The sequence below is a fragment of the Variovorax paradoxus genome, from assembly GCA_016806145.1.
Taxonomy (GTDB): domain Bacteria; phylum Pseudomonadota; class Gammaproteobacteria; order Burkholderiales; family Burkholderiaceae_C; genus Variovorax.
The window spans coordinates 5,272,896-5,287,642 of the sequence record CP063166.1 but is presented as its reverse complement, the minus strand read 5'-3'; the positions used below and the strand labels follow the sequence as shown (position 1 = coordinate 5,287,642).

14 protein-coding genes and 1 pseudogene are annotated in these 14,747 nt (G+C 71.2%); 8 read left to right on the top strand and 7 right to left on the bottom strand.

The window, feature by feature from the left end; translation table 11 throughout:
• Nucleotides 1-46: 46 nt before the first annotated feature.
• A complete protein-coding gene (locus tag INQ48_24580; protein QRF60878.1) occupies nt 47-220 on the top strand; it encodes a YbdD/YjiX family protein in 174 nt (57 codons plus the stop codon).
• A 64-nt stretch (nt 221-284) separates the two neighbouring features.
• Nucleotides 285-1,010, top strand: a complete 726-nt coding sequence (locus tag INQ48_24575) for an iron dicitrate transport regulator FecR (GenBank protein ID QRF56492.1) — start codon at nt 285-287, stop codon at nt 1,008-1,010.
• 422 nt (nt 1,011-1,432) lie between these two features.
• On the opposite strand, the gene INQ48_24570 is transcribed toward INQ48_24575, so the two are convergent.
• Entirely contained in the window at nt 1,433-1,891 is a 459-nt protein-coding gene (locus INQ48_24570; GenBank protein ID QRF56491.1) for a GNAT family N-acetyltransferase, read from the bottom strand.
• A 60-nt stretch (nt 1,892-1,951) separates the two neighbouring features.
• The gene (locus INQ48_24565) at nt 1,952-3,217 is read right to left on the bottom strand and encodes a DUF1835 domain-containing protein (protein ID QRF56490.1); all 1,266 of its coding nucleotides are present in this window, start codon (nt 3,215-3,217) and stop codon (nt 1,952-1,954) included.
• Nucleotides 3,218-3,491: 274 nt separating this feature from the next.
• Here INQ48_24565 and INQ48_24560 point away from each other — a divergent pair, with 274 nt between their 5' ends.
• The 3 genes from INQ48_24560 to INQ48_24550 all read left to right on the top strand — a co-directional run bounded on the left by INQ48_24560 (nt 3,492) and on the right by INQ48_24550 (nt 7,647).
• Nucleotides 3,492-5,666, top strand: a complete 2,175-nt coding sequence (locus tag INQ48_24560; protein ID QRF60877.1) for an adhesin — start codon at nt 3,492-3,494, stop codon at nt 5,664-5,666.
• 179 nt (nt 5,667-5,845) lie between these two features.
• A complete protein-coding gene (locus INQ48_24555) occupies nt 5,846-6,418 on the top strand; it encodes a helix-turn-helix transcriptional regulator (GenBank protein QRF60876.1) in 573 nt (190 codons plus the stop codon).
• On the top strand, nt 6,415-7,647 hold the full coding sequence (locus INQ48_24550; protein ID QRF56489.1) for a glycosyltransferase family 1 protein: 1,233 nt from the start codon (nt 6,415-6,417) through the stop codon (nt 7,645-7,647). The genes INQ48_24555 and INQ48_24550 overlap by 4 nt, the downstream gene beginning before the upstream one ends.
• Here INQ48_24550 and INQ48_24545 read toward each other — a convergent pair whose 3' ends face one another.
• Complete coding sequence (locus INQ48_24545; GenBank protein QRF60875.1) at nt 7,648-8,214, bottom strand: hypothetical protein; 567 nt, start codon at nt 8,212-8,214, stop codon at nt 7,648-7,650.
• 244 nt (nt 8,215-8,458) lie between these two features.
• Between INQ48_24545 and INQ48_24540 the strand changes: the two genes are divergently transcribed.
• Together INQ48_24540 and INQ48_24535 are read left to right on the top strand one after the other, a co-directional pair.
• Complete coding sequence (locus tag INQ48_24540) at nt 8,459-9,382, top strand: helix-turn-helix domain-containing protein (GenBank protein ID QRF56488.1); 924 nt, start codon at nt 8,459-8,461, stop codon at nt 9,380-9,382.
• A gap of 125 nt (nt 9,383-9,507) precedes the next feature.
• A complete protein-coding gene (locus tag INQ48_24535; GenBank protein QRF56487.1) occupies nt 9,508-9,810 on the top strand; it encodes a DUF1330 domain-containing protein in 303 nt (100 codons plus the stop codon).
• A gap of 129 nt (nt 9,811-9,939) precedes the next feature.
• Here INQ48_24535 and INQ48_24530 read toward each other — a convergent pair whose 3' ends face one another.
• From INQ48_24530 to INQ48_24515, 4 genes are all read right to left on the bottom strand, one after another.
• On the bottom strand, nt 9,940-10,287 hold the full coding sequence (locus INQ48_24530; protein ID QRF56486.1) for an H-NS histone family protein: 348 nt from the start codon (nt 10,285-10,287) through the stop codon (nt 9,940-9,942).
• Between the two features lie 427 nt (nt 10,288-10,714).
• Nucleotides 10,715-11,410 carry a peptidoglycan DD-metalloendopeptidase family protein gene (locus INQ48_24525; protein QRF60874.1) on the bottom strand — a complete coding sequence of 232 codons (696 nt, stop codon included), beginning with the start codon at nt 11,408-11,410 and terminating at the stop codon, nt 10,715-10,717.
• A gap of 169 nt (nt 11,411-11,579) precedes the next feature.
• Nucleotides 11,580-12,989, bottom strand: coding sequence for a diguanylate cyclase (locus tag INQ48_24520; GenBank protein ID QRF56485.1), 1,410 nt, complete (start codon nt 12,987-12,989; stop codon nt 11,580-11,582).
• A gap of 57 nt (nt 12,990-13,046) precedes the next feature.
• Complete coding sequence (locus INQ48_24515) at nt 13,047-13,451, bottom strand: helix-turn-helix transcriptional regulator (GenBank protein QRF56484.1); 405 nt, start codon at nt 13,449-13,451, stop codon at nt 13,047-13,049.
• Between the two features lie 148 nt (nt 13,452-13,599).
• Here INQ48_24515 and INQ48_24510 point away from each other — a divergent pair.
• Nucleotides 13,600-14,640: pseudogene (locus tag INQ48_24510) on the top strand (MFS transporter).
• Nucleotides 14,641-14,747: the final 107 nt, after the last annotated feature.

The following is a 14,747-nucleotide window of genomic DNA, read 5'->3' as shown; positions in this document are numbered from 1 at the left end:
TGAAGCGTCCGCCGCGGGCCGCGGCCTCGCGGACACCGGGCGCTACATCGCGCGCTCGATCCGGCAGTCGCTGCGGCTGATGGTCGGCATGCCCGACTACGACGTCTACCTGAGCCACATGGCGGCCACGCATCCCGACCGGCCGCCGATGAGCTACGAGGCCTTCTTCCGCGAGCGGCTCGAGGCGCGCTACGGCGCGGGCAAGGGGCGCTGTTGCTGACGGGCTCGGCGAGAATGGGCCGCTGACGATCACCACGCCTCCGAAGGGAGGCGTTTTTTCATTCATGCAAGAAGAGTTGGACACGGCAATCGGCCTGCTGAACGCAAGCCGGCGCGTCGTCGTTTTTTCCGGCGCGGGGCTGTCGCGCGCCTCGGGCATCCCGACCTACCGGGACGCCGATGGGCTGTGGATGCAGCAGAACGCGATCCAGTTCTCGCATGCGGAGGACCTGGCGCGCGATCCGGCGGGCTTCACGAAGTTCTGGGGGCAGCGGCTGGCCGTGATCGAGGAGGCTGTTCCGAATCCGGGGCATCGGGCGCTGGCTGCGTTGCAGCGGTTGCGGCCGGCGACGCGGCTGATCACGCAGAACGTCGACGGGCTGCTGACGCAGGCGGGGTGTGTCGACGTGCTGGAGCTGCATGGGAATCTGCGGCGGTGGCGCTGCGATCGGTGCGGGAATCGGCATGGGCCGTGGCCCTTTCATCGCTGCCTGCGGTGTGGGGGGCATGCGCGGCCGGATGTGGTGATGTTTGGGGAGATGCTGAATCCGGGGGTGTTGATGGATGCGCAGGAGGCTTCTGTCGAGTGCGATCTGTTCTTGCTCGTGGGGAGTACGGCTGTGGTTTATCCGGCGGCGGATTTGCCTGTGTTGGCGATGGGGCGGGGGGCTGCTTTGATCACGCTGAATCTCGAGCCTGTTGGGCATCTGGATGATCGGGCGCGTGTCGTGTTGAGGGGGGCTTCGGAAGTCTTGTTGCCGTTGATGGTGGAGGGGTTGAAGGGGGGGTGAGACTGCAGGCCGGGTCTCGCCCCGGCGGGCGAGTCACTTTCTTTTGCTTCGCCAAAAGAAAGTAACCAAAGAAAAGGCGACCCCACTGTCTGCGACCCCTCCGCTGCGCTACGGGGCAACCTGCGGTGCTCGCGTTTCGCGGGGTCTCGCAGAACTCGCTTCGTTCAAACAGCTGCGAGCCCTGATCCGCGAAACGCTGCGCTCCTCGGCGCAGCCAGAGGGGGGTGATTCGGGCCTTTGCTTCGCTCGGCCTTGGAATGCTGGTCGGGCCATTGCTTCGCTCGGCCTTGCAATGTCGCTCGGGCCATCGCTTCGCTCGGCCTTGTGTTTGTCTTGTCCCCTCTCCCTCTGGGAGAGGGCTAGGATGAGGGCTCCGGGCCTCGCAACTGGACCGAGCCTGCCCATCGCCGCATTCGCGCGGCCTACGACGCCGCAGGAAACCGGTGGTACATGAAGTACTTCCCATCCTGCTCCCACCCCTGCCGCTCATAGAGCTGCTGCGCCGACACGTTCTCGCGCGCGACATTCAACGAAATGCGCGCAGCCCCCAGCGACCACGCATACGACTCCACAGCCGCAAGCAGGCGCGAGCCGACACCCTTGCGGCGCCCCGCCGCGACGACGAACAGGTCATTGAGGATGAACACACGCGTGAGCGAGACCGACGAGAAGATCGGGTAGAGCTGCGCGAAGCCCACGGGCACGGTGCCGTCGTGGCAGAGGAACACCACCGACTCGCCATGGTCGAGACGTTCGCGCAGGAATGCACGCGCGGCGGGCAGGTCGCCGGGCTGGCCCTGGAACTGGCGGTACTGGTCGAACAGCACGGCCAGTGCATCGAGGTCGGCCATCACGGCCTGGCGGACGGAGATCGTGGTCATGGGGCTTGGAATGAGATGAAGCGCGCAGGGTAGCAAAGCACCCCGCGCGCTGCGACGGACTCAGCGAGGCTCGGCGCGCCACACGGGGCGCAGTGCATCGTCGATCGCCCAGTGCGCCTTGCGGGGCTCGATGCGCACGCCGCCGATCCAGCGCTCGTGGCTCGCATGGTCGATCCAGTACGTCTCGCCCGCGAGCACGCGCCGGCCCAGCGTCGTGAGTTCGAGCGGGCGCTGGGGCCAGTCGCGCTGGGCATCGGATTCCACGACCAGCGGATCGGCGGCGTCGATCAAGGGACGCACGAGCGCGTGGAACATCAGGTCGCCGAGAAAGGGCAGCGGTTCGCGGTGTTCGTTGAGTTCCGCGTAGACCTGGCCGAAAAGAAGCCGGCCGTGCTCGTCGATGGTCCGCAGCACCAGGCGCTCGGTCAGCGAGAGGCCGTCGCGCAGCGCGGGCAGCTCCTGCAGTTGCCGCCGCAACGCGGGCGCGAGGAAGGGCAGGGCGGGCGTCTCGCGGTGCGCGATGTCGGCCCAGGCCTCGGGCGATGAGGATCTGTAGGCGTGCCATGCGCTGCGCGCGAGTTCGAGCGCGGGCGCATCGATGGGCCTGCGACGCGGCCACAGCCAGGCCAGCACGGCGGGTGCGAGCTGGCCGATGCCGATGAAGCGGTCGACGCCGGGCACGCGATCGATCTCGATCAGCTCGAGCTTCGCGGGCAGGCGCTCGAGCCGCGCGAGCACGGCGATCAGGAACAGCTGGTCGTAGGCATCGGCTTCGCACCAGAGCACGGCGCGGCTGGCATCGGGCAGGCGCGCGAGCGCTTCGTATTCGCCGCGCATGCGGCCGCGTGCATCGTCGAGCGGCAGGTCGAAGGCTTCGGCGACGAAGGCGCTGCGTGTTTCGATGAAGGTGGCCTCGGGCTGCTCGGGCACGGGGCCCATGCACAGCGGGTCCGCGAACATGTGGAAGGCGCCGCGGAAGCCGGCGAGCTGCAGGGTGTGGGCGATGTCGTTGCCGCAACGCCAGTGCTGGGTGCCGGCTTCGTCGTCGGCCACGAAGCCCGGGTGCGCCGCGGCGAAGTCGACCGCGTCGACATGGGCCTTGAGCTGGGGCCAGCTCGCGAAGCCGAGCTCGCGCGCGATCAGCCATTGGGCGTCGGCCAGCCGTGGCGCCGCAGCGTTCCGGCGCGAAAGAAGAAACGGTGGCACGAGGGCGCTGCCATCGGCGAGTCGTTCGAGCAGTTCCTTGGCGCGCTTGCGCTGCTGCTCGAGGCTGATGTGGCCGCTGCGGGCCGAGGCGCGATGGGTGTCGCGAGGGGTGTTGGACATACGAACTCCAGTGTCGGCCGTGTCCGCTGTCTGGCCGGGAGTCGCATGGGCATGCGATGGGGGATGAAACCTGGGCGCAGCCCTTTCCGCGGACGGGAGGCGTGGAAGACGCCGGCGCCGATTCTAGGAGCGATTTACTTGTTTTCGGGGATGGCTGCACGAGGGCGGCGACGACACACTCCGTTGCGTTTTTCAACGCACCAGAGACACCATGCAAGCACGCCTTCTCGCCGCGCGCACCCTTCCTCGTTCCGTTCCGAGGGGCCGGTCCTCCATGCTGCGCCTGCTGCGCGCCGTGCCGCTCGCGGCACTGCTCGCGGCCGGCGGGAGCTTCGCCGCGGGCTTCAGCGGCGGCGGTGTCGGCGATGGCGGCGCCGGCGATTCGGCGGCTCGGGCGGCGGCGGGCGGGGCGGCGGCGCAGGCCGCCGGCGGTGCAACGGCGATCGGCGGCGGTGGCAACGGCGGCAATGCGAGTTCGGGCGCGACCGGCGGCGCTGGCGGTGCGGGCGCGAGCGCCACTGCCGCGGGAGGCTCCGCGATCGGCGCGGGCGGGCGCGGCGGCGACGCCAACTCGGTCGGAAGGGGGGGATCGGGTGGTGTGGGCGCGAGCGCAACCGGTGGCAATGCCACGGCCATCGGCGCCGGAGGCAACGGCGGCCAGGGCGAGGCGGGGGGAGCGGGTGGTGCGGGCGGCAAGGGGGCCGCGGCAGCCGGCAGCGGGGCGATCGCATTGGGTGCGGGTGGCACGGGTGCCGATGGGTGCTGCGGCGGTACCGCGCCATCGGGCGGCAATGGCGCGCAAGCCTCCGCCACCGGCGCGATCGCACTCGGCAGCGCCGACGGCACGCGCTCGGGCGCGGTCGCATCGGGCGCCGCGAGCACCGCGATCGGCGGCGCGGGCAATGGATCGGCCGGTGCCTCGGCCCAGGCCGCGGGCAGCGTGGCGCTGGGCAGCGGCAGCCAGGTGGCGAGCGGCGCGACCGGCAGCGTGGCGATCGGCGCGAACTCGGTCGCGACCGCTGCCAACACCGTCTCGTTCGGATCGGCCGGGCAGACGCGCGGACTGGTCAACGTCAGCATGGGCGCGGTGACGGCCACCAGCACCGATGCGGTCAACGGCAGCCAGCTCTATGGCGTGCAGCAGACGGCGAACGGTGCGTCGGCGGCGGCCAGTGCCGCGCAGACCACGGCCAATGCCGCATCGACGGCGGCGACCACCGCCCAGGGCACGGCCACCGCGGCACAGACGGCGGCCGCCGCCGCGCAATCCACGGCCAATGCCGCATCGACGGCGGCGACCACGGCGCAAGGCACGGCCACGGCGGCACAGACGGCCGCTGCCGCCGCGCAGGCGACGGGCACGGCCGCGCAGGCCGCCGCCGCCGCGGCGCAGACCACGGCCAATGCCGCGCAGACGACCGCCACGGCGGCCCAGGGCGCGGCCGCGACCGCGCAGACCACCGCCAACGCGGCCCAGACCGCCGCGAACACCGCGCAGGGCACCGCCAACTCGGCGCTGGGACTGGCGCAGAACTCGGCGCAGTACGGCGCGGGCGGCACCTCGCTGCAGCTCAATGCCAATGGCGGCGCGGGCACCACCATCGCCAACGTCGCGGCGGGCCAGAGCGCGACCGACGCGGCCAATGTGGGCCAGGTGCAGCAGGCGCAGCAGGGCGCGGTCAGCTCGGCGAACAACTTCACGGTGCAACAGGTCACGGCGCTGCAGGCGCTGATGAACCAGGCGCTGGCCAGCGGCGTGTGTTCGATGAACGCCTCGGGCGCGGTGGCCTGCGGCAGCGGCTCGGTGTCCAGCGGCGCCGGCAGCACCTCGATGGGCACGAACGCGCAGGCGATCGGCGAGGACACGACCGCCATCGGCAACGGCGCGCGCGCCGAGCACAAGGGTTCGGTGGCGATCGGCGCGGGCGCGCGGGCGCTGGCCGACCCGACCACCGCGGTCGGCAACAACGCGGTGGCCACGGGCAACAACGCGGTCGCGCTCGGCGCCAACACGCTGGCCTCGGGCAGCAACTCGGTGGCGCTGGGCCAGGGCTCGGTGGCCGAGCGCGACAACACGGTGTCGGTGGGCAATGCCGCCACCGGCCAGCTGCGCGCGATCGCCAACGTGGCGCCGGGCCTGCTGGGCACCGACGCGGTCAACGTCAACCAGCTGCAGCAGGCCGTGAGCGGCGCGGTGCAGCAGTCCAATGCCTTCGCCGCGCGCGGCGTGGCGGCCTCGCTCGCGATGCCGGCGATGCCGGCGCTCGCCGCCGGCAGGAAGTGGATGGGCGCGGCCGTGGGCAACTATGCGGGCGCGTCGGCGATCGGCTTCGCCTTCGGCTACCAGGTGAGCGAGAACCTCAACCTCGGGCTCGGCGTGTCGACCGCCACCAGCGGCGGCAGCGGCAGCCACATCGCGACGCGGGTGCAGGCGGGCTACGCCTGGTGAGGGCGGGCGGCCGCGCGGCCGCTTCGCATCGTGCCGGACATGGATGTCGTTCGATTTTGAATGTCGTATAAACTTGGACGACGTTCAACTTTGAAGGCATCGCCTTGCCAGTCCCGGAGATCCCCGGCCGCCGCGAGCGGCGGCGCGTCCAGACGCTCGACCACGTGGCTGCCATCGCCATGCAACTGTTCGAGGCCCAGGGCTACGACGCCACCACGATGGAGCAGATCGCCCAGCAGGCCGACGTGGCCAAGGGCACGCTCTACAACCACTTCGCGACCAAGGAGGCGGTGCTCGCGCACTGGATCCACCTCGAGCTCGCGGCCGACACCGCGCGGCTCGCAGCGCTGGCCGGCGCGCCCGGCGGCTTCGAGGCGCGGCTCGCGCGGCTGCTCGAGGCCTCGGCCGAGTGGTCGCGGCGCCATCGCGCCTACCTGCTCGACTACTTCCGCTTTCGCTTCCTCAACATCGAGAGCGAGCTCGACGGCGGCGGCGATCCCGAGGGCCGGCCGCGCGACCTGATCGGGCTGTTCGCGCTGCTGATCCGCGATGCGCAGCAGGCGGGCAGCCTGCGCGACGACCTCGCGCCCGAGCATCTCGCGCAGCTGTTGCACCACCTGTACTTCGGCGCGCTGATGCGCTGGCTCACGCTGCCGGGCCTGGAACTGGACGAGGAGTTCGCGGCGATCGTCGAGGTCTTCGTCGACGGTACGCGCGCCGGTGCCAAGGCCGCGCGGAGGAAGCGCGCATGAAGATCGCGGTCGTCACCTACGGCACCGAGGGCGATGCGCGCCCGCTCGCCGCGCTGTGCCATGCGCTCGATGCGGCCGGCCATTCCACGGTGCTGCTCGCCGACGCTTCCACGCTCGGCACCGCGCGGCGCCTGGGCGTGCGCTCGCAGGCGCTGGCCGGCGACATCCAGGGCGCGCTGGGCGCGAGCGGCTCGATCGCCAACGTGGTCGCGCAGAGCCACAACCCGGGCGCGGCCGCGAAGGCGCTCGCGGCCATCGCCAACGCCAATGCCGTGGCCTGGCTGCGGCAGACCGTCGAGGCGGCGCAGGGTTGCGACGCCATCGTGTCGGCGGGGCTCGCGGCCTTCGTCGGGCTCTCGGCCGGCGATGCGTTGCGCGTGCCGGTGATCGGCGCGGGCATGTTCCCGCTCACGCCCACGCGCGATTTCGCGACGCCCTTCGTGCCGCCCGCGAAGGTGCCGCGCTGGCTGCACCGCACCAGCCATCGCTTCGTCAACGCGATGCTGTGGCGCGCCTTCCGCCCGGCGATCAACGCGGCGCGCGCCGAGGTCTGCGGGCTGCCCGCACGCAGGAAGATCTGGGACGGGCATCCGATGCTCTACGGCTTCTCGCCGAGCCTGCTGCCGCGTCCGGCCGACTGGCCCGCCAACGCGGTGGCCTTCGGGCAGTGGCTGCCGCCCGCCGGCGCATGGCAGGTGCCCGCCGCGCTGCAGGCCTTTCTCGACGCGGGCGAGGCGCCGGTCTACCTGGGCTTCGGCAGCATGACGGGCTTCGATGCGGTGCGCATGCGCGCGCTGCTGGTCGAGGCGATGGCGGGCCGGCGCACGGTGTTCAACCCGGGCTGGAGCGGCATGGCGCTGCAGGGGCTGCCGGCCAACTTCCATGGGGTGGGCGACGTGCCGCACGACTGGCTGTTCGCGCGCATGGCGGCGGTGGTGCACCACGGCGGCTCGGGCACGGCGCATTCGGCGGCGCGCGCGGGCGTGCCCTCGGTGGTGGTGCCGTTCGCGGGCGACCAGTTCTTCTGGGCCCACCAGCTCGCGCGCGCCGGCGTGTCACCCGCGGCGGTGGCCGGCACGCGGCTCACGGCGCAGGATTTGGCGCGCGGCATCGCCTGGACCGACGACGCGGCCGTGCGCTCGAGGGCGCGCGAACTCGGCGAGCGCATGCGCGCCGAGCGGGGACTGGCGCGCGCGGTGGCCTTCATCGAGGCCACGCTCGCGCGCTGATCAGGGGCGCACCAGCGGGATCTGCAGGTTGGTCGGCCGGTTCTGCTCGGTGTCGAAGCCGCGGCCGTCGACGTGGCGCGCGCCCCAGAACAGCATGTCGCCGCGCAGGAGGACGAGGTCGTACTCCATGAAGTGACGGCCCGCGGCCAGCCCGAACGGCGCGAAGCTCTTGCCGAACACGCTCTGCGTGCCGCCGACTTCCCACTTCGCATAGCCCTGGCTCGCCACCTGATTCAGCAGGTCGGCGAAGCCCTGGATCAGCGGCGTGACCTCGTAGGCTTCGTCGGCCACGAAGTCCACCTTCTGCGCGCCGGCCGCGATCGGGTGCGCGCCGCGCCACAGCATGTGGCCCTTGATGAGGATGCGCGCGAGCGGCACCGCGCCGTTCGCGTCGGCCGAGTTGACGATGGCCAGTTCGAAGCGGTCGCCGGGCAGGGCCTTGAAGGCGCGCTTCAGATAGAAGGGCTTGAGCGTGCCGTCGGCGTTCTTCGCGGCGATGGGCCGGACTTCGGGCGCGATGCTGGTCCAGTCGCCTTGAATGGCTTGTCGGGTCTGTTCCTCGGTCATGGGTCTGCTCTGGTTGGAAGAAAAGGGAAGGGCGTTCGGCGCCGTGCCGCAGCCGGCGAGCGCCGCCGCGCAGGCGACCAGCGCCGTGGTGAAGGCCTTGCGGCCGTGCGATGCAAGCGTTGTAGCCATGGTCACTCCTGGGAGGCCGGCAGTGTGGAGCGGAAGGCCGAACGCTCGTTAACCCAAATCGGCAAAATGCGCGGGCCGGCATACGCTGGCAACCCACCGCCCCCTTTGCCCGCGCATGGCCCTCACCCTCGACCTGTTCGACGACTTCCATCTGCACGGCGCCTCCGCGCCCGAATGGCAGCAGCGCTACCTGCAGCTCTCGCAGGGCGTGATGCGCAGCACGCTGGCCGAGGCGGTCTCGGGCGGGGTGCACGTGTTCCGCAAGTGGATGAGCGAGCGCGTGGTGCAGCAGGGCTGCCTGCCGGCCGGGCGGCTGTGCTTCGCAATCGGCAACGGCCAGGGCGCCGGCATTCCGCGCGTGCAGGGCCGCGCGCTCGAGGACCACAGCCTGTTCCTGCTGCGCGCCGGCGACGACTTCACCTTGCAGCGCCCGCGCGGCATGGAACTGCTGGCCGTGACCTTCGAGGCCGAGCAGTTCCGCCGCTTGCTCGATGCGCGGCCGTTGCCGCCGCAGGCGCTGTGCCTGCTGTCGCAGCCGGTCTTGCGCGCGCCGGCCGAAGCCGTGGCGCGCTTGCGGCACGCCTTGCTGGGGCTGGTGCAGGGCGGCGATGCCGCGGGCGAGGAAGCCGCCGCGCGCATCGCCTTCGAGGCGCTGCATGCCGTGCTCGAGGGCGCGGCCGGTGCGCCGCCGGGCGTGGCCGGCAGCTCGGCGAGCTTCATCGTCTCGGAGTGCCACCGCATCGTGGCCGCCAGCGGTGCCGCGCCGCCCGACATCGAGGCGCTGTGCCGGCGCCTGCGCACCAGCCGGCGCAGCCTGCAGAACGGCTTCCGGCAGATGGCCGACACGACGCCGGTGCATTACCTGCGCAGCCTGCGGCTCAATGCGGTGCGCGACCGCCTGCTGGCCACCTCACCCGCGCAATTGAGCGTGTCGCAGGCGGCCGAGGCGCAGGGCTTTCATCAATTGAGCCATTTCTCGCAGCGCTACAAGGCGCTGTTCGGCGAACTGCCTTCGGCGACGCCGCGCGCGATTTCGTAGCGTCTCGCGCGCGGGACGCGTCGCAGACCTGCCTTTCGGCCTATTGCCGATGCTTGCAATGGAACGCGTGTCCCGGCTTTCCGCGAATGGATACTGAAGCCGGAGACACAGGAGACATTCGACAGATGCCCGCCTACATCATTGCCCAACTCGCCTTCACCGACCTCGAGGCCTACCGGCGTTATCAACGCGCATTCCCGGCCGTGTTCGCGCGCTTCGACGCGCAATTGCTCGTGGCCGACGAAGCGCCCGAAATCCTCGAAGGCGAATGGCCGCGCGACAAGGTGGTGGTGATGCAATTCGAGGACAAGGACGCCGCGCGCGCATTCCAGGACGATCCCGGCTACGCCGCGATTGCGCGCGATCGCAAGGCTGGCGCGGATGCGGTGGTGCTGCTGGTGGAGGGGCTGCGGCTTCCGGGGCGATAGCCCGGCGGCGCAATTCGGCCGCCCCAAAAAGACATGCGGCCTCGAGGGCCGCATGTGCAATTCGAAAGCGCCACGGAAGACTTCGGGATGGCGCACCGGTGGTAGCGGCGCCGCCCGAAATCCGCCGTCTTATTTCGCGAGCAGTTCGTCGGGCGACTTGCCTGCTTCGAGCGCGGCCTTGAACCAGCCCGGACGCGGACCGCGGCCGCTCCACACATTGCCCTGGTCGTCCCTGAACTTGGGCGCATTGCCGGCGGCCTTGCGACCCTTGCGGCCCTGGCGCGCGGCGGGCTTCGCCGCGGCGGCCGGGCGGCCCGGCGAACGGCCGAAACCCAGTTCGGCGGCCGTGAAGCCGTACACCTCGATGGCTTCGCGGATGCGTTCGAGAACGCCGTCGGCCTCCTTCTTGCGAAGCTGATCGGCTTCTTTCTGCAGTTGTTCGATTTGCTTCTGGACCTGTTGGAATGTCTTGGCCATGGAGATGCTTTGTATTGGAGTGAGGAGAAGAGAGCTGGCGAGATTAGGCCGCGAACGCATTTTTCGTTGTCAGCAATTGTCGCAAGATCGAAATCAGGACGAGTCGCCGACAGGTGGTCTGCAAAAAAGGCATCCGGTTTGGCCCGTCGCCAATCCATGCCGGCATCGAATCCGGCCCACCGACTTTATCTGATAGTGAAGCGGAATCCCGGATTCCTTTTTGGGAATTGGGGATTCGGGCTGGCGGGCGCGCGTGCCGATCGGTGAATGAATTCGACTTCACCGCATCGCGCGGGATTCGCCGCCGGTCTTCGGACCTGCAATTGGACGGCGGCAAAGAACTCGCACTGGAATACCCGGATGCCCGCATTCGGTGCGCGACCGGCAATCCCAATTCGGGCCCGCCACTCAATTCCGGCGGCGGAATTTATCGCCCGTCGGCCAGGAATGAACGCGGATCGACCGCGCGCCCGCCCACGCGGACCTCGAAATGCAGCTTGACCCGGTCGGCGTCGGTATTGCCCATTTCGGCGATCTGCTGGCCCTTCTGCACGGTCTGGCCCTTCTTCACCAGCGCGCTGCGCAGGTGGGTGTAGACCGTCATGCGCGAGCTGCCGTGGTCGATCATGAGCACGTTGCCGTAGCCGCGCAGGGTCTCGCTGACCGTGACCACGCCCCTGGAAGCGGCGACCACCGGCTCGCCGAGCTTGCCGGCGATGTCGACGCCCTTGTTGCTGCCGCCGTTGAAGCCCGCGATCACCGGCCCCGGCGCGGGCCAGGCCCAGTCGCCGGTGCCGACGCGCGAGGGCGGCGGGCCCGATTCGCGCGGGGGCGGCGGCACGGGCCGCTTCGACGGCTCGCGCTCGGCGCCCGCAGTGCGCGGCGGCTCCGACGCGCCGCCCGGCGGCACGATGCGCAGCACCTGGCCGACCTCGAGCTTGTCGGGGTCGTCGATGCCGTTCCAGCGCGAGATGTCCTGCATCCGGCGGCCGGTCTTCGAGGCGATGCGATACAGCGTGTCGCCCGGCTGCACCACGTAGTTGCCGGGGCCGCGCGCATCGCTCCTCTCAACGGGCGCGTTGCCCGGGGATGGGGTGGAACAGCCCGCGATGGCCAGCGCCATCGTCAGGGCCACGAGCGGCGCGGCGTGCGTGCGCCAGTTCCTGCCTGTCGAAACCAAAACCGGATACCTCCTGGATCAAAAGCCGCCGTGCGCGGCGGGGCATGATCGCACGAGGCGAAGACGGGCCGTCCGGAAGGCGGCCGCGAGCCGGCGTAGGAGGCCGGGAGGCTCAGGCGATGACGTTGAACCAGCGCGTGGCGCTGGCGCCGTCGAAGCGCGCTTCCTGCCGCGCATGGGCGGCCTGCTCGAGCACCGCCGTGACCGGCCGCGCCGGGTCGCCGATGGCGAAGCCGACCTTGCAGTCCAGCCCGTGGCCGAGCGCGCGCGCGCCGCGCACCAGCGAGGAGCCGACGCGCTCCGCCGCCTGCGCCAGCCCGTCGCGCGGGCCGGTCAGCACGATGACGAAGGTGTCGGCGTCGACACGGCCGCAGGCATCGCCGGGCCGCACCGAACGGCGCATGCGGCCGACGAAGGCCTGCAGCAGCCGTTCGGCCGCTTCCTCGCCGAGGCGGTCGCGCGCGCCGGCGAGGCCGCCGAGCTCGACGCTGATCGCGCACCAGAGGAAGCCGGGGCTGTTCTCGGCCACGCTGCGCGCCTGCCGCACCTGCGCGAGGAACACCTCGGGCAGCGGCAGGCCGGTGATGTCGTCGCGCGCCATGTCCTCGGGCGCGGGTGCCACTTCGGCGGCCACGTCGGCCTTGGGCATCGCCTCGGCCGCGGGGCCGGGCACGGTGAGCGCGCGCGCGGTGGCGGTGGGCACCACCACGTCGGGCACGTTCAGGAACGCGGGCCGGAATTCGCGGTTGAGCCGGCGCGCGATCAGCGCCGAGGCGGCCAGGCCCAGCACGACCAGGCAGCTGCCCATGCCGAGCAGCGAGGCCAGCGGGTTGCGCGCGCTGCGGTTCAGGGTGTCCTCGGGCACGCCGACCGCGACCCACCAGGCGGTGCCGGGCACCGGCGCGATGGTGGAGAGCACCTTCAGGCCGTCGAGCGTGAGCGTGCTGCTGACGCTGCGGTCGGCGCCGGCGATCTTCTGCCGCAGCTGCGGCGTGGCGTGATGGCCGAGGTAGCGGTCCTCGTCGCGCGAGCGCGCGACCACCTTGCCGCCGGCGTCGACCACCGAGGCGACCCAGCCCTCGGGCCAGATCTGTTCGCGCAGCACCACGCTGAAGCCCTCGGGCCGCAGGCCGACGCGCACGGCCGAGGCATCGGCCAGCGGCTGCGCGTGGTGCGGGCGGTAGACCGCGAGGAGCGCGGCCGAGGCCTCGCCCGCGCCGGCCAGCACGTCGAGCGGCTGGCTCGCACCGGGCAGGGCGGCGAGCAGGTGGGCACTGGCGCGCAGGCGGTCGGCCTCGCGCGCCATCGCGGCGGCGGTGCTGTTGGCCTTGTCGAGCAGCAGCTGGCGCTCGCGGGCCTCGGCCTGGTCGCCCATGCGGGTGGTGACGTAGACGCTGAAGGCCAGCATCGGCACCAGCACGAAGAGCTGGACCGCGATCAGCCAGGGAATGAAGCTCGCCGGGCGCGGGCGCGCGCTTTCCGGCTGGAAAGTGGTGCGTGGGAAGAGGCCGATCCGGTTCATGGCAGGTATGCGCTGCGCTGGAACCCGAATGTAACCTTTGGCCTTAAGGAAAGGTGACTAATTGTTGCCTGGCACGGGGGCTTTTTTCACGCCCCGGCGAACGGCGGTGGCTGGCGCGCGTGCCGGCGGCGCAGCCGGGGCGTCCTGCCGCTCCTGGCGGGCGGCCGCGATCACGGCGTCGAGCAGGCCCGGGAAGCGCCGCGCGAGGTCGTCGCGCCGCAGCCGCATGTAGCGCGCGGTGCCCTCGGCGCGGGTCTGCGTCAGGCCCGATTCGCGCAGCCGCGCGAGGTGGTAGGACAGCCGCGACTTCGATCCCAGCCCCAGGAAGCTCGAGCAGTTGAGCTCGGTGTGCTCGTCGAGCAGCAGCAGGATGCGGCGGCGCGTGGCATCGCGCAGGGCGTCGTAGACGGCCGACAGGTCGATGGCTTCGGTGGCCGGGTGCGGGAGCTCGGGGGGCGACATGGCGCAGCAGGGTAACCCAGCGACACCTTCGCGTTAAGCCGAAGGACCCCAAGGGCCTCGAAGTTCAACGGTTATTGAACAAAGGCCGGCTTCGCAGTACGCTCGCGGCCCTTGTTCAACAGTCGTTGAACCAACCGGAAAGAAACGGATGCTGACAAAACTGATCTGGCTGATGGCGGGCGCGTTCGCCATCGGCACCGAGGGCTTCGTGATCGCGGGCATCCTGCCCGCGGTGTCGCGCGACCTGCACGTGACCATCGCGCAGGCCGGCCACCTGGTGATGGCCTTCGCCTTCACCTATGCGATCGCGGCGCCGGTCACGGCCACCTTGACCGCGAGCTGGCCGTTCGGCCGGCAACTGCGGCTGGCGATGGGCGGCTTCACCGTCGCCAACGTGATCGCCGCGCTCGCGCCGGGCTTCACCGCACTGCTGATCGCGCGCGTGCTGCTGGCGCTGTTCGCGGGCCTGTTCATGGCGGCGGCGGGTTCGTACGCGGCCGCCTCGTCCGAGCCGTCGCGGCGCGGCCGGGCGCTGGCGCTGCTCTACATGGGCATGACGGCCGCGACCGTGCTCGGCGTGCCGCTGGGCACCTGGGTCGGCAACAGCTTCGGCTGGCGCGCCACCTTCTGGATGATCGGCCTGCTGTCGCTGGTGTCCCTGCTCGGCCTGACCCGGCTGCGCCCGCTCACCGTGCCCTGGCCCGTGCCCAGCCTGCGCGAGCGGCTGCGCATCGCCGCGCGGCCCGACGTGCTGAAGACGCTGGGCGTCACGCTGGTCTGCTTCGCGGGCATCTTCGGTGTCTACACCTACCTGTCGCCGCTGCTGCGGCTGGTGGCGGGGCTGTCGGACGACGGCGTGGCACTGGCGCTGCTCTCGTTCGGCGTCTGCGGCGCCATCGGCAACCTGCTGGGCGGCCACATGGCCGACCGCTTCGGCGCGCTGCGCGTGGGCGGCCTGGCGCTGGCCGTGCTGGGCGCGGTGCAGGCCGCCCTGGCCTGGGTCGCGCATTCGGCGCCGCCGCAGGTCGCGGTCTACCTGGTGTTCGGGCTGATCATGGCCTGGGGCGTGGTGGGCTGGTCGTTCCCGCCGGTGCAGCAGGTCACGCTGGTGCAGCAGGCTCCGCAGGCGGTGTCGGTGGTGCTGTCGCTCAATGCCTCGGCGATGTACTTCGGCATCGCGCTGGGCGCATGGGTCGGTTCGCTGGTGGTGGCGGCCGACAAGGTGCGCTCGCTGCCCTGGGTGGGGGCCGCGGGCGTGTTCGCGGCGGCCGGCCTCGCGGCGGTGGTGCGCGGCCG

What these genes read in the sequence shown, in the direction of transcription:
- INQ48_24575 (QRF56492.1), top strand. Translation starts at nt 285, where the DNA reads ATGCAAGAAGAGTTGGACACGGCAATCGGCCTGCTGAACGCAAGCCGG.
- INQ48_24570 (QRF56491.1), bottom strand. Translation starts at nt 1,891, where the DNA reads ATGACCACGATCTCCGTCCGCCAGGCCGTGATGGCCGACCTCGATGCA.
- INQ48_24565 (QRF56490.1), bottom strand. Translation starts at nt 3,217, where the DNA reads ATGTCCAACACCCCTCGCGACACCCATCGCGCCTCGGCCCGCAGCGGC.
- INQ48_24560 (QRF60877.1), top strand. Translation starts at nt 3,492, where the DNA reads ATGCTGCGCCTGCTGCGCGCCGTGCCGCTCGCGGCACTGCTCGCGGCC.
- INQ48_24555 (QRF60876.1), top strand. Translation starts at nt 5,846, where the DNA reads ATGCAACTGTTCGAGGCCCAGGGCTACGACGCCACCACGATGGAGCAG.
- INQ48_24550 (QRF56489.1), top strand. Translation starts at nt 6,415, where the DNA reads ATGAAGATCGCGGTCGTCACCTACGGCACCGAGGGCGATGCGCGCCCG.
- INQ48_24545 (QRF60875.1), bottom strand. Translation starts at nt 8,214, where the DNA reads ATGACCGAGGAACAGACCCGACAAGCCATTCAAGGCGACTGGACCAGC.
- INQ48_24540 (QRF56488.1), top strand. Translation starts at nt 8,459, where the DNA reads ATGGCCCTCACCCTCGACCTGTTCGACGACTTCCATCTGCACGGCGCC.
- INQ48_24535 (QRF56487.1), top strand. Translation starts at nt 9,508, where the DNA reads ATGCCCGCCTACATCATTGCCCAACTCGCCTTCACCGACCTCGAGGCC.
- INQ48_24530 (QRF56486.1), bottom strand. Translation starts at nt 10,287, where the DNA reads ATGGCCAAGACATTCCAACAGGTCCAGAAGCAAATCGAACAACTGCAG.
- INQ48_24525 (QRF60874.1), bottom strand. Translation starts at nt 11,410, where the DNA reads ATGGCGCTGGCCATCGCGGGCTGTTCCACCCCATCCCCGGGCAACGCG.
- INQ48_24520 (QRF56485.1), bottom strand. Translation starts at nt 12,989, where the DNA reads ATGAACCGGATCGGCCTCTTCCCACGCACCACTTTCCAGCCGGAAAGC.
- INQ48_24515 (QRF56484.1), bottom strand. Translation starts at nt 13,451, where the DNA reads ATGTCGCCCCCCGAGCTCCCGCACCCGGCCACCGAAGCCATCGACCTG.